Annotated in this window: 23 protein-coding genes, 1 tRNA gene and 1 other RNA gene; 18 read left to right on the top strand and 7 right to left on the bottom strand. The window is 61.2% G+C overall.

Annotation, left to right across the window (positions count from 1 at the left end; translation table 11 throughout):
- The 3 genes from DWU98_RS14130 to DWU98_RS14120 form a co-directional block, all read left to right on the top strand.
- The coding region (locus DWU98_RS14130; RefSeq protein ID WP_343126343.1) for a DUF6862 domain-containing protein at positions 1 to 1332 on the top strand (1332 nt) is incomplete at its 5' end.
- Positions 1329 to 1541, top strand: a complete 213-nt coding sequence (locus DWU98_RS14125; protein WP_147293327.1) for a hypothetical protein — start codon at positions 1329 to 1331, stop codon at positions 1539 to 1541. The genes DWU98_RS14130 and DWU98_RS14125, both read left to right, overlap by 4 nt.
- An 8-nt stretch (positions 1542 to 1549) precedes the next feature.
- Positions 1550 to 2446, top strand: coding sequence for an IS3 family transposase (locus DWU98_RS14120; protein WP_147293326.1), 897 nt, complete (start codon positions 1550 to 1552; stop codon positions 2444 to 2446).
- A gap of 182 nt (positions 2447 to 2628) precedes the next feature.
- Here the strand turns inward: DWU98_RS14120 and DWU98_RS14115 are convergent, their stop codons facing one another.
- On the bottom strand, positions 2629 to 3654 hold the full coding sequence (locus DWU98_RS14115) for a glycosyltransferase family 9 protein (protein WP_115496194.1): 1026 nt from the start codon (positions 3652 to 3654) through the stop codon (positions 2629 to 2631).
- Between the two features lie 17 nt (positions 3655 to 3671).
- Between DWU98_RS14115 and DWU98_RS14110 the strand changes: the two genes are divergently transcribed.
- The 8 genes from DWU98_RS14110 to DWU98_RS14075 all read left to right on the top strand — a co-directional run bounded on the left by DWU98_RS14110 (position 3672) and on the right by DWU98_RS14075 (position 8880).
- A complete protein-coding gene (locus tag DWU98_RS14110; RefSeq protein ID WP_230474853.1) occupies positions 3672 to 4424 on the top strand; it encodes a 3-deoxy-D-manno-octulosonic acid kinase in 753 nt (250 codons plus the stop codon).
- A complete protein-coding gene (locus DWU98_RS14105) occupies positions 4421 to 5179 on the top strand; it encodes an MBL fold metallo-hydrolase (protein ID WP_115496193.1) in 759 nt (252 codons plus the stop codon). Before DWU98_RS14110 ends, DWU98_RS14105 begins: the two co-directional genes overlap by 4 nt.
- Before the next feature lie 226 nt (positions 5180 to 5405).
- Positions 5406 to 5498, top strand: a tRNA-Ser gene (locus tag DWU98_RS14100).
- 66 nt (positions 5499 to 5564) lie between these two features.
- An RNA gene (gene ffs, locus DWU98_RS14095) (signal recognition particle sRNA small type) lies at positions 5565 to 5661 on the top strand.
- A gap of 86 nt (positions 5662 to 5747) precedes the next feature.
- Positions 5748 to 7427, top strand: coding sequence for a DNA polymerase III subunit gamma/tau (dnaX, locus tag DWU98_RS14090; protein WP_115496192.1), 1680 nt, complete (start codon positions 5748 to 5750; stop codon positions 7425 to 7427).
- 15 nt (positions 7428 to 7442) lie between these two features.
- Complete coding sequence (locus tag DWU98_RS14085; protein WP_115496191.1) at positions 7443 to 7766, top strand: YbaB/EbfC family nucleoid-associated protein; 324 nt, start codon at positions 7443 to 7445, stop codon at positions 7764 to 7766.
- A 40-nt stretch (positions 7767 to 7806) separates the two neighbouring features.
- Complete coding sequence (gene recR, locus DWU98_RS14080) at positions 7807 to 8406, top strand: recombination mediator RecR (protein ID WP_115496190.1); 600 nt, start codon at positions 7807 to 7809, stop codon at positions 8404 to 8406.
- A 129-nt stretch (positions 8407 to 8535) separates the two neighbouring features.
- Complete coding sequence (locus DWU98_RS14075; protein ID WP_115496189.1) at positions 8536 to 8880, top strand: histidine triad nucleotide-binding protein; 345 nt, start codon at positions 8536 to 8538, stop codon at positions 8878 to 8880.
- 71 nt (positions 8881 to 8951) lie between these two features.
- On the opposite strand, the gene DWU98_RS14070 is transcribed toward DWU98_RS14075, so the two are convergent.
- Genes DWU98_RS14070 through DWU98_RS14055 form a run of 4 tightly spaced genes read right to left on the bottom strand, consistent with a single transcriptional unit; the run spans position 8952 to position 13456 of the window.
- Positions 8952 to 9536 (bottom strand): Slp family lipoprotein, encoded by a 585-nt coding sequence (locus DWU98_RS14070; protein ID WP_115496252.1) that lies wholly within the window; start codon positions 9534 to 9536, stop codon positions 8952 to 8954.
- Between the two features lie 51 nt (positions 9537 to 9587).
- Positions 9588 to 11558, bottom strand: coding sequence for a transglutaminase TgpA family protein (locus DWU98_RS14065; protein WP_115496188.1), 1971 nt, complete (start codon positions 11556 to 11558; stop codon positions 9588 to 9590).
- Positions 11555 to 12502, bottom strand: a complete 948-nt coding sequence (locus DWU98_RS14060) for a DUF58 domain-containing protein (protein WP_115496187.1) — start codon at positions 12500 to 12502, stop codon at positions 11555 to 11557. Before DWU98_RS14060 ends, DWU98_RS14065 begins: the two co-directional genes overlap by 4 nt.
- Positions 12503 to 12514: 12 nt before the next feature.
- Positions 12515 to 13456 (bottom strand): AAA family ATPase, encoded by a 942-nt coding sequence (locus DWU98_RS14055; RefSeq protein ID WP_115496186.1) that lies wholly within the window; start codon positions 13454 to 13456, stop codon positions 12515 to 12517.
- Between DWU98_RS14055 and DWU98_RS14050 the strand changes: the two genes are divergently transcribed.
- Positions 13455 to 15092 carry an ArnT family glycosyltransferase gene (locus tag DWU98_RS14050; RefSeq protein WP_115496251.1) on the top strand — a complete coding sequence of 546 codons (1638 nt, stop codon included), beginning with the start codon at positions 13455 to 13457 and terminating at the stop codon, positions 15090 to 15092. The two genes, DWU98_RS14055 and DWU98_RS14050, sit on opposite strands and share 2 nt — an antisense overlap.
- Here the strand turns inward: DWU98_RS14050 and DWU98_RS14045 are convergent.
- Both DWU98_RS14045 and DWU98_RS14040 read right to left on the bottom strand, forming a co-directional pair.
- Complete coding sequence (locus tag DWU98_RS14045; protein WP_115496185.1) at positions 15079 to 15666, bottom strand: Maf family protein; 588 nt, start codon at positions 15664 to 15666, stop codon at positions 15079 to 15081. The two genes, DWU98_RS14050 and DWU98_RS14045, sit on opposite strands and share 14 nt — an antisense overlap.
- Positions 15663 to 16115, bottom strand: a complete 453-nt coding sequence (locus tag DWU98_RS14040; protein WP_115496184.1) for a hypothetical protein — start codon at positions 16113 to 16115, stop codon at positions 15663 to 15665. Before DWU98_RS14040 ends, DWU98_RS14045 begins: the two co-directional genes overlap by 4 nt.
- A gap of 23 nt (positions 16116 to 16138) precedes the next feature.
- Here DWU98_RS14040 and DWU98_RS14035 point away from each other — a divergent pair, with 23 nt between their 5' ends.
- The 6 genes from DWU98_RS14035 to acpP all read left to right on the top strand — a co-directional run bounded on the left by DWU98_RS14035 (position 16139) and on the right by acpP (position 20662).
- Positions 16139 to 16789 (top strand): YceD family protein, encoded by a 651-nt coding sequence (locus DWU98_RS14035; protein ID WP_329955404.1) that lies wholly within the window; start codon positions 16139 to 16141, stop codon positions 16787 to 16789.
- Positions 16790 to 16808: 19 nt separating this feature from the next.
- A complete protein-coding gene (gene rpmF / locus DWU98_RS14030; RefSeq protein WP_115496182.1) occupies positions 16809 to 17003 on the top strand; it encodes a 50S ribosomal protein L32 in 195 nt (64 codons plus the stop codon).
- A 271-nt stretch (positions 17004 to 17274) separates the two neighbouring features.
- Positions 17275 to 18252 carry a beta-ketoacyl-ACP synthase III gene (locus DWU98_RS14025; protein ID WP_115496181.1) on the top strand — a complete coding sequence of 326 codons (978 nt, stop codon included), beginning with the start codon at positions 17275 to 17277 and terminating at the stop codon, positions 18250 to 18252.
- A 159-nt stretch (positions 18253 to 18411) separates the two neighbouring features.
- Positions 18412 to 19359 carry an ACP S-malonyltransferase gene (gene fabD / locus DWU98_RS14020; protein WP_115496180.1) on the top strand — a complete coding sequence of 316 codons (948 nt, stop codon included), beginning with the start codon at positions 18412 to 18414 and terminating at the stop codon, positions 19357 to 19359.
- Between the two features lie 37 nt (positions 19360 to 19396).
- On the top strand, positions 19397 to 20137 hold the full coding sequence (fabG, locus tag DWU98_RS14015) for a 3-oxoacyl-ACP reductase FabG (protein WP_115496179.1): 741 nt from the start codon (positions 19397 to 19399) through the stop codon (positions 20135 to 20137).
- A gap of 285 nt (positions 20138 to 20422) precedes the next feature.
- Positions 20423 to 20662 (top strand): acyl carrier protein, encoded by a 240-nt coding sequence (gene acpP, locus DWU98_RS14010; RefSeq protein ID WP_115496178.1) that lies wholly within the window; start codon positions 20423 to 20425, stop codon positions 20660 to 20662.
- Positions 20663 to 20686: the final 24 nt, after the last annotated feature.

Raw genomic sequence — 20686 nt, 5'->3', positions numbered from 1 at the left:
GGGGGGGGGGGCGGTTACGGCGGTAGCGGCTTCAGCGGCGCGCCGAGCTTAGGCATCCCGCAGAAAGGCAACAGCAGCGGCGACACCAACGCCGGCATCGCGCAAGGCACGATCATTGTGCGCGATAACCCCACCCAGAGCCTCAGCGGCCTGGACCGAAACCCCGCGCTCGATAGCCAGGCGCTCGCGCCGATCTTCGATCTGCAGAAAGTGCAAACGCGGTTGGAGATGGGGCAGGTGGCGGGACAAGTTGGTATGACGGCGGCAGGTGATCTAGCCAGCCAGATGGGTTGGGCCGAAGGCAGTCCGGAACGCACCATCCTGCACGGTGTTGTGGGCGTGGGCATTGCGGCACTTGGTGGTGGCACTGTGCTGCAAGGTGCCGCCGGGGCGGTGGCTAATCAGCTGGTCATCCAGCAGATGGCCGACTATCTAGAGAGCCAAGGCTATTCCAAGGATTCGCCGGAATTTGCCACGATGCTGAAACTCGCTAGCACCGCCGTGGGTGCGGCGGTGGGCGGCGGTACGGGTGCGGCGACGGCATTGGATGGGACGACGCATAACTACCTCACACATCAGCAGATTGATGCGTTCAATCAAGCCGTGAAATCGTGTAATAGTCAGGATGAATGTCAGCAAGTCGTCGATAAATATATGGCGCTCTCCAATCTGAATGATGAGGCGTTAAAGCAAACCTGCGCGGCCGCGCCGACTAGCGCCTCCTGTCAAGATGGTGTGCGAGATGCATTGAGCTATGCGAACTCGGCACAAAGCAATTATGCGCTGCCCACATACATCAAATCTTGGTTGCTATCGGAAGATATCAACCAATCTCGTGGCAACGTGTTGAGTATCGTCATGGGCAACTCGACAGCCTACGGCGCCATCAACACGATTGATGCGCGCGCCGACTTCTTTGGTGCGATGTATCAGCAAACGGGTGCGCCATGGTTTGGGGCGGCAGCTGAGACGTCCACGAAAGACTTGATGGGCATAATGTTTGGCGCCGGCAATTTCTTAAGCGGAGGCGGCTTGATAGAGTGGCGTAACCAGGCTGGTAGCGTGATCATGAAGAATGGATATAGCAACTTCGCTAATATTTATCAAAACCGCCAGAATTCATCGTTCTATCTAAATGCTTGGAGCTTGAGTCAGCTTGTTAACGAGCAAAATCTACTGCAGCCAATTTATGATCAGCAGAATCCGTATACGAAACTTTTCATTGAAATTGGTGGTTATCGTTACTTAATCGACGCGATGAATGCTGAAAAGAGAGTAAAGTTCGGCTGCCAAAGAATGGGTGAGAGTGGATATCAAGGAGGTTGTCCGTGATGGAAATTTCTGCGCGCAAGAGGGATGCGTTACCCGCGAGCCAGCTGTATGCCTGGCGCACCAAAGCCCAGCAGCGAGGCCAAACCAGCGAAGAGCAGCGGCTGCAACAGGCCGAGAATGCGCGGCTCAAACGTGAGGTGACGCGCCTGGAAGAAGAGATCGCCTTCCTAAAAAAGGCGGCAGCGTACTTCGCGAAGATGCCCAAGTGAAGTACGCGATGATCCGTGCCCATGAAGATAGCTATCCGGTGCGAATGATGTGCCGCGTGCTCAGCGTGTCGCCGTCCGGGTATTACGCGTGGCGCGAGCGTCCTGCGTCGCCACGGGCACTCAAGCAGGCGCGGTTGGACAGCCTGGTGCGTGAGGCGTATGCGGCTGAGAAAGGGCGGGCCGGTTCGCCACGCGTTGTACGGCGGCTCAGAGAACAAGGTCATCGCACAGGCCGTCATCAGGTTGCCAAGAGCATGCGTCGCCAGAGTCTGCGGGCCAAGGCGGCGCGCAGGTACAAGGCGACAACGAATTCCAACCACAGCTTGCCGGTGGCGCCGAACCTGTTGCAACAGAACTTCCACGCGGATCGACCCAACCAAGCGTGGGTGAGCGATATCACGTACATCGCCACCGACGAGGGCTGGCTGTATTTGGCTGTCGTGCTGGATCTGTATTCACGTCACGTGATCGGATGGTCGATGTCCGAGCGCATGACAGCCACGTTGGTATGCAACGCACTGAGCATGGCCGTCCTTGCTCGTCACCGTCCGAAGCGCGTCATTGTCCATTCCGATCGCGGTAGCCAGTACTGTTCGCAGGACTACCGACGCTTGCTCCGCGATCACGGCCTTCGATGCAGCATGAGTAAGAAAGGCGACTGTTACGACAACGCTGCCATGGAGAGCTGGAACCACAGCTTGAAGGTCGAAGCTATTCACGGCGAGCACTTTACGACGCGCGAACAAGCCAAGGCGCACGTGTTCGAATACATCGAGGGCGTTCTAAAGAATGACTTATTTTTCAGCGGCCACCCTGAAGCGCCCGGGCGATGCCTTCTACGAAACGCAGCTCGTGATGGACCAGATCACGAGCCTCGCCGGCAGGCGTCCCGTCGTTACGGGTAACGCTTCGAAACCGGGGTCGGGTTAGGAGTCATCGCAAAGACGCCGGTACCAGCGTCTGGTACCTCCGGAGACTTAGGGCAGGCGTTTCCCCTCTTTCGCCTTCCTGGAACACCAGGTGTAACTAATCCCGGAAATGGAAAATGAAAAATATCAATTTCGGCGGCAAATTCTTAGTTAAAGTACTAGAAGGCAGCCTCCAGTCTCTCGACCACATCATCTATTTTTATCAGGTCCATGACGCCGGGTTTCTCGATCTTGGTTCCCCATGGAATCTCGCTAGCTGGTTTACCGAGATATTTGCGCGCGGCGTCGTCGTATTTGTCGACACACCATTGGCGATCGGAGTAGGGACCAGATCGTGCAGGATTGCTGGCTGCGTGCAAGCCCAGCACTTTCAATCCGACCGTATTGGCCATGTGCATGGGACCGGAGTCGGGCGTAAGCAGCAACTGCGCGCGGCAGAACATGGCCATCAGTTTCTTGAGCGTGTCTTTGCCGGTGAGGTCGAGTGGCGCGTGTTGGCAATGAGCGAGGATGGCATCGGCCATGCTGCGTTCGGCGGAGGAGGGTCCGCCGATGAGTACGACGCGCCATCCGCGCGTGGCGGCGTGATCCATGACAGCGGCGTAGCGTTCGGGGCGCCAATTGCGCAGGCCATGGCTGGAGGTGGGGCTGACCAGTAGCACGGGCTTCTCATCCGGCCATTGCCGGGCCGCCCATGCATGGGCTTCTTCGGGGATGGGGATGTCCCAGCGCACGTCGGTTTGTTTCAGGCCTAAGGGTTCGCAGAAACTGCCGATTGCTTGTAATACGTGTTCACCGGTGCGGGCTGGAATACGCTCGTTGATCACCAGGCTGTGCAGGTCTTTGGAGCGCGCACGGTCGTAACCAACGCGACGTTCGGCTTTGATGCCTAAGCTCAGCAAGTTCGAGCGCAATGCCACTTGCATATGCAGCAGCGCATCGAATCGTCGACCTTTCAATGCCTTGTGGACTTCTTGCATGCCGGCCCAGCCGGCGGCCTTGTCGAAGGTGATGAATTCCACGCCGGGCAGGTCGCCCACCAGCTTGCGTTCCAGTTTGCCGACGATCCAGGTCAGCTCGGTTTGCGGCCACGCGCGCTGCAGTGTGTGGACCAGGGGCGCGACGTGGGTGACGTCGCCGATGGCCGAGGTGCGGAGCAGGCAGATGGAAGCGGGAGCGGACATGTAGAATCGCTTGGGCTATGAACGATAGGGCTGCCGAAGCACCGATGCACGAGCAACTGCGCCAGGACGCCGAAGGTGCGATTCTGTTCGACGCCACCGTGTCGCCACAAGTCGACACCCGCTGGTTCGACGCAGGTTATTGGCAGGAGCAGGGCGCGCTGAGTAGGCAGTCCGGCGGTCGCGGTGGGGTGTCGGTCATTTATACGCCCCAGGGCGAGTGCGTGCTGCGCCACTATCGCCGGGGCGGCATGGTGGCCAAGCTGATGGGCGATCACTATCTGTGGACGGGGGCGGATCGCACGCGCAGTTTCCGGGAATTCCGCTTGCTGCAGGCGATGCAACGACTGCACTTGCCTGTGCCATGTGCGGTGGCTGCACGGTATCGGCGCGCAGGGCCTTATTACCGGGCAGACCTCATTACGCAGCGCATCGCGGACGTGCATACACTGGCCGAAAGCCTGGCTGAGGGGCGACTGGATGGCGAACTGGCGCAGGAGGTTGGGGCGCTGGTGGCGCGTTTTCATCGCGCGGGTATCTGGCATGCCGATCTCAATGCGCACAATGTGCTGATCGCACCTTCAGGGCTTTATCTGGTGGATTTCGATCGCGGGCGTATGCGCGCCTCCGCACAGGCCTGGCGCATGGCCAATCTGCAGCGACTGCGACGATCGTTGTTCAAGTTGGGCGCGGCGGCACAGGGCGAGGCGGTATTCGAACAGCAGATTTGGACACCTCTGATGCATGGCTACGAACGGACACTGGGCGCATGAGCTGGCATTTGCATTTTCTAGGTACCGGTGCCGCGCATGCGGTGGAGTTGGGTTCGTCGTCCGCTGTGCTGGAGCGCGATGGCAAACCACTGTTATTGATTGATTGTGGCCCCGACACCCTCGACCGCTATGTTGCGGCATACGGCGAACTGCCGCGCAATCTGTACATCACCCATACGCACATGGATCACATCGGCGGTTTGGAGCGACTATTCACCCGCACGTGGTTCGATGAAGCACTGCGCGGAAAAACGCGCGTATTTGCGCATGCGGCATTGGTGCCATGGCTGCAGACGCGGGTGGCCGATTACCCGGGCGCGCTCGCCGAAGGGGGCGTGAATTATTGGGAAGCTTTCCGCCTGGTGCCGTGTTCGCGCGGGTTCTGGTTGGAGGGCTGCTGGTTCGATGTATTCGCTACGCGGCATCATCGTCCTGGCACATCGTTTGGCGTGGCTTTGCACGGAAGCTTCGTGTTTACCGGCGATACACGACCCATTCCCGAAGTCCTGATGCATTACGCGAGCGGGCAGGCGTTGATCGCGCACGATTGCGGATGGGTAGGCAACCCTTCGCACACGGGCATTGACGATGTTGAGCGCGAATACGATGAAAGTTTGCGGGCGCGGCTGGTGTTGTATCACTACGGCAGTCGAGCGGATGGGGACGCATTGACGGCGCTGGGTTATCGCATTGCGAGGGCGGGGGATCGGCTGGTGTTGGCCGATCCTTTGCCGCTGCGGGATGACGTGGGGTGATCCTTGGTGGTGACAATCACCCCTCCGGGGGCCATCCTTCGGACGTTCTTCGTGCTACGTCCGGCGTTCGCCGGGATGACGGTCTTCGGATCGCATGGATGATTTGGTGCGAATCGGCTTAACTGGTAACGTGAACGGGAGGCGCGCTCTTGTCTGCCATCCGGCCAGACGTTATCCTTCCGCTTCTTTGCCGGCGTCCAACCGGCAAAGTGGTTTTACCGCGTGCGGAGAGGTGTCCGAGTGGTTGAAGGAGCACGCCTGGAAAGTGTGTATACGGCTTATCCCCGTATCGCGGGTTCGAATCCCGCCCTCTCCGCCAGTTTTTATTGAAACTGGCCAATAAAGCACCAGTTTCAGGGCTTCGATGCCCACCCTATGGTGGCCCCGTCGGTCCCCCCGCGACGATAGTTCGCAAATCCCGCCAGGTCCGGAAGGAAGCAACGGTAGCGAATGATTCGGGTGCCGGGGTGTGGCTGGCGGGGCCGCCGCCTTTTTGAGACGGTCCCGCGCATGACTTGCCCTCATGGACTTGGCACAATCGCTCTTTAGGCCCACACAGCGTTCACGCATGTCCTATCAGGTACTCGCGCGCAAATGGCGCCCCCGCAAGTTCGCCGAACTCGTCGGTCAGGAGCATGTCGTCCGTGCGCTCACCAACGCCCTGGATAGCGGGCGGATGCACCACGCGTACCTCTTTACCGGCACGCGCGGCGTCGGTAAGACCACCATCGCGCGCATCTTTGCCAAGTCATTGAATTGTGAGCGCGGCGAATCGGCCGATCCCTGCGGCGAATGCGCCGTATGCACGGCGGTCGACGCCGGTCGCTTCGTTGATCTCCTGGAAATCGATGCCGCCAGCAACACCGGCGTGGATGACGTGCGCGAGGTGATCGAGAACGCCCAGTACGCGCCCGCGCGAGGTCGCTTCAAGGTTTATCTGGTGGACGAAGTCCACATGCTCTCCAAGCCTGCTTTCAACGCGTTGCTGAAGACGCTGGAGGAGCCACCGCCGCATGTGAAATTCCTGCTGGCCACCACCGACCCGCAAAAATTGCCCGTAACGGTGCTGTCGCGCTGCCTGCGCTTCAATCTCAAGCGGTTGTTGCCGGATCAGATCGCCGGGCAGATGCGTCACATCCTGGGCGCCGAGCACATCGAATACGACGATCAGGCTATTGCCGAATTGGCGCGTGCGGCCGATGGTTCGCTGCGTGATGGTTTGTCGTTGCTGGATCAGGCCATCGCCTACGGTGGCGGCACGCTGAAAGCGCCTGATGTGCGCGCGATGTTGGGCAGCGTGGAGCGCGGACAGGTGCTTGGCCTGCTCGATGCGCTGGCGGCGGGCGACGGCTCGGCGCTGATGGCCGAATGCGCGCGCATCGCATCGTTCTCGCCGGATTTCGGTAGCGTGCTGGACGATCTCGCTGGCGCCTTGCATCGCATCCAGCTTATTCAGCTCGTGCCGGGTTATCGCCCAGACAGCCATGACGGCGATGAGCCGGCATTGATCGGTCTGGCTGAACGCATGGCGGCTGAGGACGTGCAGCTTTATTACCAGATCGCCACCACCGGGCGCCGTGATTTAGCGCTTGCGCCCGATACGCGCACCGGCTTCGAAATGGCCTTGTTGCGCATGTTGGCGTTTCGTCCATCCGACGATGCAACGCCAACGGTTGCTTCTTCAGGTGGACAGCGTCCAGCGGCGCCATCCCCGCGCCCGCCTGTCGCGCCATCGACACCCGCCGCCGCGCCCGCGCAGAGCGCGCGTCCTGCGCCGGCCCCCTATGCAGCGCCACCGACGACGCCAGCGCGAGAAACCATCCCAGCTGCCGCGCCGGTGCAGCGGGTTGCTCAGACAGGCGGCTTGCCTGATTGGGAAGTGCTGATCCAGCGTGCGGATTTGCGCGGGCCGCTCGGTCAGCTTGCGCAGAACTCCGCGCTGCGCGGGAGGGAAGGCCATACGCTGGTGCTTGCCTTGCAACCCACGCATATGCACCTGGCGGTGGAGCCCATCGTGAGCCAGATTGCCGACCGGCTCAGCGAAGCATTGGGCGAGCCCATTCGCCTGCGCTTCGTCGAAGATAGCCAGGGCGCCGCCCACACCCCGGCAGCGCGCGCAGCGGAAGCGCGCAGCGTGGCGCAATCGGCCGCCGAGGCATCCATCGAAGGCGATCCGCTGGTGCAGGCGCTCAAGCGCGAATTCGGCGCGCGCGTGGTGCCGCAATCCATCAAACCTATTGAATCCTGATTTGGAGTACGTGTTATGAGAGGGCAACTCGGCCAATTGATGCAGCAGGCGCAGCGCATGCAGGAAGACATGAAGCGCGCGCAAGAAGAAATCGCGAAGCTGGAAGTTACCGGTACATCCGGTGGCGGCCTGGTCAGCGTGCTGATGACTGGCGCGCATGAAGTGCGCCGCGTGCAGATCGATCGCAAGCTCTTTGCCGACGATCCGGAGATGGCCGAAGACCTTGTTGCCGCAGCGATCAACGATGCCGTGAACAAGGTGGCCGAAGCCAGCAAGGACAAGCTCGGTGGCGTTACGGCGGGTATGAATTTGCCGGCTGGTTTCAAGATGCCGTTTTGATGGGGTTTCCCTCTCACCCGCGCAGAGGGAGTAAATGCATATGAGCAGCTCGCCTCTCCTCAACGAACTCATCGAAGCGCTTCGCTGCCTTCCGGGTGTGGGCGGCAAGAGTGCGCAACGCATGGCGTTCCATCTGCTGGAACGCGAGCGCGAACGTGGGCTCAAACTCGCCAATGTGCTGCAGCAGGCCATGCAGAAGATTGGCCATTGCACACGCTGCCGCACTTTCAGCGAAACACCCGTGTGCGCGATCTGCGCGAGCAGCAGCCGTGATCCACACGTGTTGTGCGTGGTGGAATCGCCCACCGATCTGGCCGCTATCGATCAGGCCACGGGCTACCGCGGACACTACTTCGTGCTGATGGGCCGCTTGTCGCCGCTCGATGGCCTGGGGCCGGAGGAATTAGGGCTTGGTCTGTTGAGTGAGCGACTCGCTGAAGGCGAGGTGGAGGAGTTGATCCTTGCCACCAATCCCACGGTGGAAGGTGAAGCTACCGCGCATTATCTGGCGCAGCTTGCGCGTGCTGCGGGTATTCGCCCGACGCGGCTTGCGCATGGCGTGCCGCTGGGGGGCGAATTGGAATACGTGGATCGCGGCACCCTGGCGCATGCGTTCGGCAGCCGGCAAGCCGTCGATTGACTGCGGTGAGGCTTTTTTTCTAGCCGCGGCGCTCGACTTGCCTCGCCGGAATGACGTTTGGGCGAGATGAAGCCACCCCAAGAATGCCCTGGTCTAGAATGGCTCAACGCATCCCAAGGAGAAACGCACATGGGTGACACCATCTTCGGCAAGATCGTTCGTCGGGAGATTCCGGCCGACATCGTCTATGAGAACGACGACGTGCTGGCCTTCAGGGACCTCAACCCGCAGGCGCCCGTGCATGTGTTGTTCGTGCCCAAGCGCGCTATCGCTACCTTGAACGATGCCACGCCGGCCGATGCCGAACTGATCGGCAAGCTCGTGCTGGCGGCAGCCGATTACGCTAAGCGCGAAGGTTTCGACAAAGAAGGCTATCGCACCGTCATCAACTGCAACGAGCACGGTGGGCAGACGGTGTTCCATTTACATGTGCACCTGCTGGCTGGTCGCCGTATGCATTGGCCGCCGGGCTGATTCACGTCCACGCGACACACGAAAAAACGCCGGCATGTGCCGGCGTTTTTTATAGAGCGAGAGGTGGATGATCAGCGGCGGCGAACCACAATCACCGGCGGCGCATAAAAGCCACCACCCCAGCCGCCCCAGTACGGCCCCCAGCCCCAACCCGGACCCCAGTAAGGACCCCAGAAGGGGTCGTACCAGCCCGGGCCATATGGATAACCCGTCATCATCTGGCGCTTCGGCCACAGGTAGACCACATTGGCGTCTACGCGCGGATAGGCATAGTCGTAGTCGCCCACCTTGCGGGTGACGACGCCCTGCAGCGTGCCGGTAACGGTGATTTCGCGACCCGGTTTGAACACTTCCGGATCATAGAAACCGGCGCGGCATGCAACGAAGCGGCCCTGGGTATTGTTGTTATCGAGCACCGGACGGGCTTGATTGTCGAGCGGCCGGCCCAGCACATAGAAACAGGTCGACTGCTGGCCCGGTTCAGTGCTGATGATGCTGCCACCCCAGCGCACTTGCGTGCCGCCGGCGCCGCCTTGCTGCGCGCTTGCCGTGGTGACGTTGGCAAAGTTGCCCTGCAGCGGCTGCGGTACCGTGGCGCACGCGGCCAACAGGGCAGAGACCGCAGCGAGGCTGAGAATTCGGTAAAGGGGAGACATGGTGTCTTTCTCCATCATGGGGCGAATGCATGCTACATCGTTGCGCACTAATTAGACCATGCGGTGCGGCTGGAAATTCCGGACCGCTAGCCTGAAAGCGCGCAGTAATTCAGTGGATGGTTCGACAGTGGCATAGCGCAGTTCGATATAGCACCTCATCAAATGATCCAGTTCCACACGTTGACCCGGCAGTGCATGGATGGCGCGGCGAAGAAAATGCTGCGGTCCTTCGCTGTGTTTCCGCACAACCCCTGCATGCGCAAGCTTGCGTTCCAGCGCGCGCATGGCCGCAAGGGCAAGGTCGCTTTCTGGTCGACGCCATAACGCCCACACCAACCCCGCTGATCCGAACACCGCCATGCTTATGATCAGCAACTTCAGCAGCATCTCGGTATCCACGTCGGGGATGCCGAACGGAGTCAACAGGCCGTGTTGGCGAATTGCGTCGAAACCGATAACGCCTTGGTTCCACCATCGGTTGACGATGTCCCACTGGTTTCGCATCGATTGCAGCAGGCCCGACTCGTACCAGGGGAGCTGATTGCCGGCAGCGCCAGCCGCCCCCTGCGAGATGCGTTGCGGCCGTACCGCGGCGGTGGGGTCGATGCGCACCCAGCCAGGGCCGGGCAACCAAACCTCGCTCCAGGCGTGTGCGTCAGAATTACGCACCAGCAGATAGTTCCCCATGTTGTTCCAGAACCCGCCCTGGTAGCCGGCGACCACGCGTGCGGGAATGCCGGCGGCACGCATCAGTACCGTGAAGGCCGAGGCGTAGTGTTCGCAAAATCCTTCGCGCGTATTGAACAAAAAGTCGTCGATGGCATCGTGGCCAAGCGGTGCCGGAAGCAGCGTGTAACGGAAGCCGCCGTTGTGGAACATCGCCAGCGCAGCCTCGATGATGGCCGCGTCATTGCGGCCATAGCGCTGGCGCCACTGTTCGGCAAGTGCATGCGCCCGTGGATCGAAACCATCGGGCAAGTGCAGGGCGCGCAGCCGCGTGGCGGGATCCAGATGGGCTTGGAGCCGGTAGCGCAGCGCAGAGGTGAGTGCGTAGTCCCGTACGTCATCGACCGGCTTGTCCGCAAAGACCTCGCCATCGGCATGGGCTTGGGCTTGCGGCGGCGCGCGCAGTGGGACATCGAGTGTCGGAAGTACGCGCTGATGCGTCGGTTCAAGACTGATCTGATAGTTGACGGTTTGAGCCGCCTCGACAGGGATCGGCACGTCGGTGGGCGTGTCGATGCGCGTCCAGTTTGTGCCGTCGTAATCCCACAGCACGAACGCACGAAAGTAGCGCTGGCCTCGCGGTGGTGGGGGGCCGTCGAAGGTGACCCGCATGGCGGGGCTATCATCGGTGAGCAGCGTGTCAAAATCACCGGGCGACATATGATCGCTCAGCCCGGTGTGTGCAGCTGCAGAGTTAGGCGAGCCCCACAGCGGGGAGCTCAGGCGCGGCACCAGCATGAAGGCCGTAAGCGTCAGCGGCAGCGAAACAAGCAGCAACCCCAGGGCAGGTAAGAGCTGGCGGGGCAATGAGGGAGTGGCCTGTGTAGGCTCCAGCGAACGCCACGTGGTCAGCGCCGGCAAGAGCCCGAGTGCCACTACGAACGTGGCGATCATGCCTTGGCCGAACAACAGTGCCGCCATCAGCAGGAAGCAGGCGAATGCCGCGGCGACGCGCGTATCGCGCGGTGTTTCGGTTTCGCTGAGCTTAAGTACTAGCAAGCCCGAGGCGAGCGCTGAACCTGGTTCGCGTCCGAAGATGTTGCCGTAATCGAGCACGACCACGCCGACCAGGATCAACAGCATGGGCAGCTTCAACCATGCCGGTACGCGACCTGGCCGGTATCTGCGCTGCCACCAGCGCAAGGCGAGTGCCATAAACAGCGCGCTGCTCAGCCAGATGGAAAAATGCCCTGTGTGTACGATCAGCACAAACGCTGCGGCGAGGCACAGCAAATCGAATGTGCGTTCGCTGACGTGTGCGGGTACAGGCTGCGCGGCGTTGCGCGGTCCGATCATGGCAACACAGCCAGTGCGCTCATGCAGCGCGCGTAATGAGAGGGGCCGCCGCCGATACCGATGACTTCACCAGGTAGCCACAGGCTCCACTGCCGTCCTTGGGCTTGCGCTTCGTCCAGCCAGCGGGCCAGTCGTGAAATGCGTGCTTCATTGTCCAGGCCGCGCAGATCGCGCCAATCGAATCGCCATTCGTGGTGCGCTTGGGGTTGTTCGTAATCCTTCACCAGCAAGGTTTCGTGCCGTGCGCTGGCCTTCCATGCGATGTGGCGCATGGAATCGCCGCTGCGGTAATCGCGCAGTGAGGCCAGATCTTCGCCCACGTGCAGGCGTTGTTTGCGGTTGTCCTCTAGCGGCAGCATCGGGCTCGGCCCGGACAATTCCGCGCGCGGCCACACCAGTACCGCATACTGCGGATGAATCCAGCTCCAGGCGCGAAACAGCCCCATCGGCCACGTGGTCCAGATGCGTAAACGCGGCAATGACAGCCAGCCGCGATGTTCGGTGGGAAGGTTGATGGTGATGTCGGCGCGCCCATCCACATCGAATGCCTGGGTGGCGTCGGCAAGATCGAGCCGAACGGCTTGGCGAAGACGCGAGGCTTCAACATCGAATGTCACATCAATCGGATGGCCCGCCGTGGCATGCCCCGCACGCACGCCGCGGATGCGCAGACCGTTCAAGGTGCGAAAAGCAATCAGCATGCTGATCGATGTGGCCGCACCGAGCAGGCAGGTCAACAATAGTGCTGCGTTGTTGGCGTAATTGAGGCTGCCAGCGAGCATCACCAGCAGCAACAGCGTAAACGCCATGCCGAATCCGGTGGGCACGATATAAATGCGACGCCGATGCAATTGGATCGGCAGTTCTTCGGCGCGCCGGTGCCGTGTCAACGCTGGCAGGCGTCGTTCGGCCCATTGCTGCAGGCGCTGGAATGGCGCGCGCATCAAAGGTCTTCCTCAATCAACCGCAACGTCGCTCAGCAAAGTGCGCGCCAGCGTTTCTCCGCTGGCACCCCGCGCAGCCACCAGACGATGCGCCGCAAGTGGCACAAACAGCGCCTGAATATCTTCGGGAAGCACGTGGCCGCGATCGCTCAGCATCGCCCACGCGCGGGCGGCGGCCAGCAACGAAAGGCCTGCGCGCGGCGAGAGACCAACGCGAATGTCGGGGTGACGGCGACTGGCCGCCAGCAAGGCTTGCAGGTAATCCAGGAGTGCGGGGCTCGCCGTGATGGTTTTGGCCTGCCGGTGCAAGGTGGCAAGGCTGGGCGCATCCAGTTGCGGTGTAAGCTGCGTGAGCAGATCGCGACGGTCGCTGCCGGTGAGCAGTTCGCGCTCGGCGCTGGCATCGGGGTAATCCAGCGATACGCGCAGCATGAACCGATCGAGCTGCGAGTCGGGCAGGGGAAACGTGCCTGCCAGATCCATCGGATTCTGCGTGGCGACGACAAAGAATGGATCAGGCAGCGCATGTGTCTGGCCATCAACCGTCACTTGCCGCTCAGCCATCGCTTCCAGCAAGGCGCTTTGCGTTTTGGGCGTTGCGCGGTTGATTTCATCGGCCAGCAGCAGGCCAGCGAAGACCGGTCCCTGGTGGAAGCGGAACAGGCCCGTCTCGCGCTCGTACATGCTGACGCCGATAATGTCCGACGGCAGCAGGTCGCTGGTGAACTGCACGCGTTGGAACTCCAGCGCAAAGCTTGCCGCCAGTGCATGCGCGAGCGTGGTCTTGCCGACGCCGGGTACGTCTTCCAGCAGCAGATGACCGCCTGCGATCAGGCAGGTAAATGCCAGCTTGACCTGACGTGCCTTGCCGAGCAGCACCTTATTAACTTGAGCGATGGCGGTATGAAGGCGCCTTTGCAGGTTTTCATCACGAAGCGGGGTGATGGCTGACATGGATTTTTGGAAGCCGAGGACAGATGGGAGAGGCGACGCCAGTGTAGTCGCGAGCGTCGCGCGCTGGCGAGCGGCGTTCGTCACACTGTTTCTATGTCTGTTTCTGGTGAAGTTGCTGCTCGCCGCGACCCTGCAGCCCTTAGGAGACGAGGCGTTTTACTGGCAGGAAAGCCGCCATCTCGCCTGGGGCTACAGCGATTTGCCGCCACTCACCGCATGGCTGATCAGGTTGGGCGAGCGCATCGCCGGACACGGCTTGCTGGGCATGCGCTGGCCATTTCTGTTGCTGGGGAGCGCGTTGCCATGGCTGATGGTGAGCTTCGGCCGGCGCGCATGGGATGCACGTGTCGGCTGGCAGGCCGGCGTGCTTTGTCTTTGCCTGCCCCTGGCCGGCAGCCTGGGCGTCATAGCGATGCCCGACGTGCCGCTCACCGTGGCCGGTATGGTGGCGACGCTGGGGTTGTTGCGTGCGCTGGACGACAACCGTCTACGCGACTGGCTTGTGCTCGGCGTGGCGCTCGCGTTTTGCTGGATGACGCATTACCGCGCCGCGATGTTCATGCTGGCTGGCCTGTTGTTGCTGCTATTGACGGCGCGCGGTCGCAACCAATGGCACCGTCCGGGCTTCTGGATCGCGATGGCGATGGCTGCCTTGGGTTTACTGCCATTGGCGATTTCCAACTGGCAGCAGCATGGCGCGGGTCTGGCCTTTCAATTGATCCAGCGCAATCCCTGGCGCTTTCATGCCGACGCCCTGGTGCAGCCCTTGGAGCAGGCGGTGACCTGTACGCCCTTGTTGTATGTCTGTCTGTTATGGGCGGCCTGGCGTTGTTGGCGTCGTCGCCATGAAGGTGGTCCATGGGACGTGATCGCCATCGTGTCGCTCACTTTTATCGTGGTTTATTTCGCCGCCGGCCTGTTCGCTGACGATGAGCGCTTTCGCGTGCATTGGCCATTGCCGGGCTATTTGCCGTTGCTCGCTGCGTTGCCTTTGCTGCTGCGTGATGTCGGACATGTTCGTGGCTGGCGTATCGTTGCCGTCTGCGGAGCGCTATTGGCGTTGCTGGCGCAATGCGTCGGGCTGGTTTATTTAGGTATGGCCGCGTATCCCGCTACAGCCCGATGGCTTGGTGCGGCGCGCGCAGTGCCCACCGCATTCATGGGTTGGCACGAAAGTGCCGAGATCGCCAAAACGCAACTTGCAGCTCAGCCTGCTGTATTGGTGGCGGACAATTTCATGATGGCCGCCGAACTCGATTTTCAATTCGACGGTGTGCGCGAGATCTACACGCTCGACAATCCGCTCAATGTGAAATACGGCCGTGCGCCGCAAGTTGCACAGTGGGGTATGGATGAAACGGCGCTGCGTCGCATGCATCCTGGCGCGAACGTGCTGCTGGTTGTAGACAACTACGCATTGCGCGAGCGCGAGCGTTCGGCATGGTTGAAATCGCTGTGCGTGCGCGTGGAAAACCTCAAGCCCGTGCAACACTTGAGTCTCTTCGATGGGCGCAAGAACGTTTCGTTTTATCAGGGAAACATTGCATCGGCGATATCGGTGGGGGTAGGCGAGCGTGATGATTGCGTCGCCTGGCGTGCGCTTGTCGATCCTGCGCGCGATGCTAAGGAACGCTAAGCCCCGCATCGCGCAGCAATTGCGCCAATGCGATCAACGGCAGGCCGATGAGTGCGGTGGGATCGTTGTTTTCGATGCGATGAAACAAGCTGATCCCAAGCCCTTCGCATTTGAAACTGCCGGCGCAATCGAGCGGTTGTTCGCGCGTGATGTAGCGGCTTATTTCGTCGTCTCCGAGAGAACGAAAGTGCACCCGTGTCAGATCCATGTATGAGTAATGCTTGCCGCTGCCCTTATCAAGGACGCATAACGCCGTGTGGAAAGAGACCGTGCGGGCGGAACAGGCGCTGAGTTGGGCGTGAGCCCGTTCGACGGAAAGCGGCTTCTCCAGCAGCATGCCATCGAGCTCGGCGACCTGGTCTGAGCCGATCACCAGGGCATCATCGAGATCTCTACCGGCATCGGTGGCCTTGGCGAGGGCCAGCCGCATGGCCCTCGCGGCCGGTTGCTCGCCGGGCTGTTCGGTTTCGGCGGTCCCGGGTGCCTTGAGTTCGAAGTCCAGGCCCAGCCGCTTGAGTAGTTCGGCTCTATAGTGGGAGGTCGAGCCGAGCACCAGCCGCCGCTGTGCCCTCATGAATGGGAATCCTGGCGGATGTGCTCGCGCATGGCGGTATCCAGTTCATTCTGGGCCTCGCCCAGCGCCTGCAGCAGGGCGAGCAGCCGGTCGCGGGTCTGGCCCATGGCACGGATCGCCGCGTCAAGCTCGCCCTGGCTGGCGGTGGGGGCATGGTCACGGATCCAGATGCGCTGCTGCAGCACCGCGCGCAACCCGGCGTCCACCGCTTGGGAGGCTTCCTGTTCGCCAGCGGCGGGCAGGTCGGGGTTGATCGACATGACCGCGTGCGCCTGCTTGAGTCGCGTCCGACAGGATTTCAGGTCGTCCTCCACGCGGTCGGTCAGTTCCAGCAGGCGCCGGAGACTGGCGTTGCGGCGGTTGAGCCTGCGCAGGACATAGACACCCGCCAGCGCGATGCCCAGCAGGATGATCAAGATGACCAGGCCGAGGGTAAGGGAGGTATCCAAGGGTTAGTCGGCCCAGGCGTGAGATGCTTGCAGTCTGCCGCATCGTCCCGATCCAGGCAAAGCTGCCAGAAGACAGGTGCGATAAGGTTTGCGCTGGCGCGCGGGACGCCGACGCGGTTGACTTAACGTCCCGGGAAACTTACTATTTCCCGGTTATGTCCGCGACACTGCCAGAGTCCGTGGACGCTTGGCGCATGGTTTCGGCGCGGCGTTCGTTCCAGGGTTCCCTGCCCATCGCCGCAATGCCTCGCCTCTGCGAAGCACTGGCGGATGATGCAGGTTCAGCCGATTACCAGCTCGACTTCGGTCGGGACGAGTTCGGCACGGCTTATGTCGACGTACGTGTCCAGGCGCCGTTGTGGGTGGTTTGTCAGCGCACGCTCGAGCCGTTCATCATGCCCGTCAAGGTGGAAAGTCGCCTGGGTCTGATCCGTCTCGAACGCGATGAAGCTGCCCTTCCAGCCGGATGCGAGCCGTTGCTGGTGGCCGAGGATGACAAGCTGAACCCGGTCGATGTGATCGAGGATGAATTGCTGTTGGCGCTGCCGCTGGTGCCGGTTAATCCGGATGGCGCGCTGCCCGAAGACGTTAAACGCCCGCCGGCGGAAGAAATTCCCGCCGAAGAGCGTCCCGACAACCCGTTCGCGGTGTTGCGCGAACTCAAGAAGAAATGATTTAGCTGGAGAGACCATCATGGCCGTTCAAAAGAGCCGCAAGACCCCGTCCACCCGCGGCATGCGTCGCTCGCACGACAAGCTGAGCACCGTGCAGTTGGGCACCGATCCGACCAGCGGTGAAGTGCATCGTCGTCACCATGTGACGGCCGATGGCTACTACCGTGGCAAGAAGGTGATCGACACCAACACTGTGGTGGCGGAAGAAGATTAAGTTCTCAGAACCCTCGGGTTCTGTTCGCAAAGCGGCGCGGAAACGCGCCGCTTTGCGTTCCTGCGCAGGCTCTTTCTGCACGGTGTTTTCCTGTCTTTGCGCTCCTCAAGGCGGGCGCATTTGTGCGCCTCTGTCCGCTTTCGTGGAAATGACGAGCAGAAATCTACTTGAACGCGCCCTCACGGCAACGTAACGTTGCGGTCTTGGTGTTTGGGCCACCCGGCCTTCGGGCGGATGCAATCAGGCACCTGTGCCCGCAGATGGACATTCAATGACTCAGATCTACGCCCGCATCGTCGGCACCGGCAGCGCCTTGCCGGAGCGCGTTCTCACCAATGCCGATCTCGAAAAGTTCGTCGATACCAGCGATGAATGGATTCGTGAACGCACCGGCATCCGTCAGCGCCACGTCGCTGCCGAAGGAGAGACGACGGGCGATCTCTCCACGCTGGCTGCGCAGCGTGCGCTCGATGCCGCGGGCGTGAAGGCCTCGGAACTGGATCTGATCGTGCTGGGCACCACCACGCCCGACATCATTTTTCCTTCCACTGCATGTCTCGTGCAGCATCGCTTGGGCGCAAACGGTTGTGCCGCGTTTGACGTGAACGCCGCATGTTCGGGTTTCGTGTATGCACTGGGCGTGGCGGATAAATTCATTCGCAGCGGCCAGTCGAAAAAAGTGCTGGTGATCGGTGCGGAAACGCTCACCCGCATGGTCCGTTGGGAAGAGCGCGAAACCTGCGTTCTGTTCGGCGACGGTGCCGGTGCGGTCGTGCTGGAAGCATCCAGCGAGCCGGGCATTTACGCCACTTGCCTGCATGCCGATGGCGGCTACAAAGAGCTGCTATGGAATCCGGTCGGTGTGTCAGTGGGTTTCAAAGACGACGAACCCAACCATGGCGTGCGCATTCGCATGGCCGGTCGCGAAGTGTTCAAGGTGGCGGTGAAAACGCTCGACTCGCTGGTCGAGGAAACACTCAAGGCCGCAGGTATGGAAGCCTCGCAACTGGATTGGCTGATTCCGCATCAGGCCAACCTGCGCATCATCGAAGCCACCGCCAAGCGCTTGAACATGCCGATGGAACAGGTGATCGTCACCGTCGACAAGCACGCCAATACGTCCGCCGGATCCGTGCCGCTTGCGCTGGATTTCGCGGTGCGCTCGGGCAAGGTGAAGCGCGGGCAGAACCTGCTGCTGGAAGCTTTCGGCGGCGGCTTTACCTGGGCATCGGCACTGCTACGCTACTGATCGCAAAAGCGCGCATCGTTTCAACTGCGCGAAATACAATTCCTGTGTGAAGAGGCGGTGGGCAGTCAAGCTGCGATTTCGCCCTGGTCGCCAAATACGGCTGCGTACGCCGCGCATTAATGGCACCATTTCGTTTTTCCAGATGGATTGCGCGTGTCCATGACTCAATCGTCCGCATCGCTCGCCTTCGTTTTTCCCGGTCAGGGCTCGCAATCCGTCGGCATGCTTGCCGAACTGGCAACGATTCACGGCGAAGTGAAAACCGCCTTCGACGAAGCTTCACAAGGGGCCGGCATCGACCTGTGGGCGCTCAGCCAGCAAGGGCCTGATGAGCAACTCAACTGCACTGAGAACACGCAGCCGGCTTTGCTTGCCGCGAGCGTGGCCGTGTGGCGCGTGTGGCAGAAAGTGGGCGGTGTGCGTCCCGCGCAATTGTCCGGACACAGCCTGGGCGAATACAGCGCACTGGTTTGTGCGGGCGCTTTATCACTGCACGATGCCGCGGCGCTGGTTGCCGAACGCGGACGTCTGATGCAGGTCGCGGTGCCTGCCGGTATTGGTGCGATGGCCGCCATTCTCGGCGGGGACGACGCACAGATCGCAGCCGTATGCGCCGAGGTTGCGCAAGGGCAGGTGGTGGCGCCGGCCAACTACAATTCACCTGGCCAGCTTGTGATTGCGGGTCACGCTGAAGCGGTGGATCGCGCTTTGGCCAAGCTTGCCGAACAAGGTGTCAAGAAAGCCATAAAGCTGGCCGTGTCCGTACCGTCGCATACAGCGCTCATGCGTGATGCCGCCGACAGGCTGGGCGAGCGCATGGCGTCCATTACCTGGCAATTGCCGACGATTCCGGTGGTGCAGAACGCCGAGGCGCGTGCTTATGGTTCACCGGAAGACATTCGCGGTGCGCTGCAGCGGCAGCTTTATCTGCCTGTGCGCTGGACCGAATGCGTGCAGACGCTGGTGACCCATGGCGCCACGCGTTTTGCCGAATGCGGCCCCGGCAAGGTGCTGGCGAGCTTGATCAAGCGTATCGACAAGAGTGTCGAGGCGCGTGCCATCGGTACGCCGGCCGAACTCGATGCCGTGCGTGCCGAGTGGGTTTGAAACAAACGTCTTCGCTCAGAAAATAGGGTTTTGAAGCATGAGCACATTGCAAGGTGAAATCGCCCTGGTTACCGGCGCCAGTCGCGGCATCGGGGCCGCGATTGCCGACGAGCTGGCGGCCATGGGCGCCACCGTTATCGGTACCGCAACCAGCGAGACGGGCGCTGCAGCGATCGAGGCGCGGCTTGCCCCGCACGGTGGTCATGGGCGTGTACTGAACGTGACCGATGCGGCGTCCGTGGACGCGTTGATCGACGACATCGCCAAGCAGCATGGCGGGGTGACGATCCTGGTCAACAATGCCGGCATCACACGTGACCAGCTCTTGTTGCGCATGCGCGATGAAGACTGGCAAGCCATTCTCGACACCAATCTCACCTCGGTATATCGCCTTTCCAAGGGTGTGATGCGCGGCATGATGAAGGCTCGCAAGGGCCGCATCATTTCCATCGCCTCAGTGGTTGGCGTCACCGGCAATCCCGGACAGGCCAATTACGCAGCAGCGAAGGCCGGCATCATTGCGTTCTCCAAGTCACTGGCGCGCGAGATCGGTTCACGCGGCATCACCGTCAACGTGGTGGCACCGGGCTTTATCGATACCGACATGACCCGCAGCCTGCCCGAGGCGTCCAAGCAGGCCCTGCTGGGACAGATCGCGCTGGGACGACTTGGCGAGGCAGTTGAAATCGCCAAGGCCGTGGGCTTCCTGGCGTCGCCGGCAGCCGCCTATATCACCGGTGAAACGCTGCACGTGAACGGCGGCATGTACATGCCTTGAGCCGGGCGTAAAAAGCAGGCTTGAAAAGGACTTGGCAGACACAAGCTCCAGTGGGGCAGCAGGGTATCCCGTTTGAAACTTGCGGGCCGGCTGGAGCGGTTGAAATCAAAAGTCGTCACGGCGCCCGTTTTGGGCGACAATTGCCGCTTTCGCGAGGCATGGAGCCTGCGGCCACGATTCCTGGCATAATTGGCGGCTTCGCGGCTTAGCCACTACAATGCCGCAGACTTTACCGGTGAAAAGGCCGGTAGACAGACACATTTCCCCTTGGGAGGCAGAAGCAACATGAGCACCATCGAAGAGCGCGTCAAGAAAATCGTCGTCGAGCAACTTGGCGTAAAGGAAGATGAGGTCAATCCGAACTCTTCGTTCGTGGACGATCTGGGCGCCGATTCGCTGGATACGGTCGAGCTGGTGATGGCACTCGAAGAGGAATTCGAAACCGAAATTCCCGACGAAGAAGCCGAAAAGATCACCACCGTTCAACAGGCCGTCGACTACATCAAGGCCCACGCCAAGGGGTGATCCGCGTGATGGTGCGGGCACTGG

The organism is Dyella monticola (assembly GCF_003363155.1).
Classification (GTDB): Bacteria; Pseudomonadota; Gammaproteobacteria; order Xanthomonadales; family Rhodanobacteraceae; genus Dyella_B; species Dyella_B monticola.
Note: the sequence above shows the minus strand (reverse complement) of the source record. Positions and strands in the feature narration are given on the sequence as shown.

What these genes read in the sequence shown, in the direction of transcription:
- recR (WP_115496190.1), top strand. Translation starts at nt 7,807, where the DNA reads ATGAGCAGCTCGCCTCTCCTCAACGAACTCATCGAAGCGCTTCGCTGC.
- DWU98_RS14110 (WP_230474853.1), top strand. Translation starts at nt 3,672, where the DNA reads ATGAACGATAGGGCTGCCGAAGCACCGATGCACGAGCAACTGCGCCAG.
- DWU98_RS14120 (WP_147293326.1), top strand. Translation starts at nt 1,550, where the DNA reads ATGATCCGTGCCCATGAAGATAGCTATCCGGTGCGAATGATGTGCCGC.
- DWU98_RS14075 (WP_115496189.1), top strand. Translation starts at nt 8,536, where the DNA reads ATGGGTGACACCATCTTCGGCAAGATCGTTCGTCGGGAGATTCCGGCC.
- DWU98_RS14085 (WP_115496191.1), top strand. Translation starts at nt 7,443, where the DNA reads ATGAGAGGGCAACTCGGCCAATTGATGCAGCAGGCGCAGCGCATGCAG.
- DWU98_RS14060 (WP_115496187.1), bottom strand. Translation starts at nt 12,502, where the DNA reads ATGCGCGCGCCATTCCAGCGCCTGCAGCAATGGGCCGAACGACGCCTG.
- DWU98_RS14065 (WP_115496188.1), bottom strand. Translation starts at nt 11,558, where the DNA reads ATGATCGGACCGCGCAACGCCGCGCAGCCTGTACCCGCACACGTCAGC.
- acpP (WP_115496178.1), top strand. Translation starts at nt 20,423, where the DNA reads ATGAGCACCATCGAAGAGCGCGTCAAGAAAATCGTCGTCGAGCAACTT.
- rpmF (WP_115496182.1), top strand. Translation starts at nt 16,809, where the DNA reads ATGGCCGTTCAAAAGAGCCGCAAGACCCCGTCCACCCGCGGCATGCGT.
- DWU98_RS14035 (WP_329955404.1), top strand. Translation starts at nt 16,139, where the DNA reads ATGCTTGCAGTCTGCCGCATCGTCCCGATCCAGGCAAAGCTGCCAGAA.
- DWU98_RS14055 (WP_115496186.1), bottom strand. Translation starts at nt 13,456, where the DNA reads ATGTCAGCCATCACCCCGCTTCGTGATGAAAACCTGCAAAGGCGCCTT.
- DWU98_RS14070 (WP_115496252.1), bottom strand. Translation starts at nt 9,536, where the DNA reads ATGTCTCCCCTTTACCGAATTCTCAGCCTCGCTGCGGTCTCTGCCCTG.
- fabD (WP_115496180.1), top strand. Translation starts at nt 18,412, where the DNA reads ATGACTCAATCGTCCGCATCGCTCGCCTTCGTTTTTCCCGGTCAGGGC.
- DWU98_RS14025 (WP_115496181.1), top strand. Translation starts at nt 17,275, where the DNA reads ATGACTCAGATCTACGCCCGCATCGTCGGCACCGGCAGCGCCTTGCCG.
- DWU98_RS14105 (WP_115496193.1), top strand. Translation starts at nt 4,421, where the DNA reads ATGAGCTGGCATTTGCATTTTCTAGGTACCGGTGCCGCGCATGCGGTG.
- DWU98_RS14115 (WP_115496194.1), bottom strand. Translation starts at nt 3,654, where the DNA reads ATGTCCGCTCCCGCTTCCATCTGCCTGCTCCGCACCTCGGCCATCGGC.
- fabG (WP_115496179.1), top strand. Translation starts at nt 19,397, where the DNA reads ATGAGCACATTGCAAGGTGAAATCGCCCTGGTTACCGGCGCCAGTCGC.
- DWU98_RS14050 (WP_115496251.1), top strand. Translation starts at nt 13,455, where the DNA reads ATGGATTTTTGGAAGCCGAGGACAGATGGGAGAGGCGACGCCAGTGTA.
- dnaX (WP_115496192.1), top strand. Translation starts at nt 5,748, where the DNA reads ATGTCCTATCAGGTACTCGCGCGCAAATGGCGCCCCCGCAAGTTCGCC.
- DWU98_RS14045 (WP_115496185.1), bottom strand. Translation starts at nt 15,666, where the DNA reads ATGAGGGCACAGCGGCGGCTGGTGCTCGGCTCGACCTCCCACTATAGA.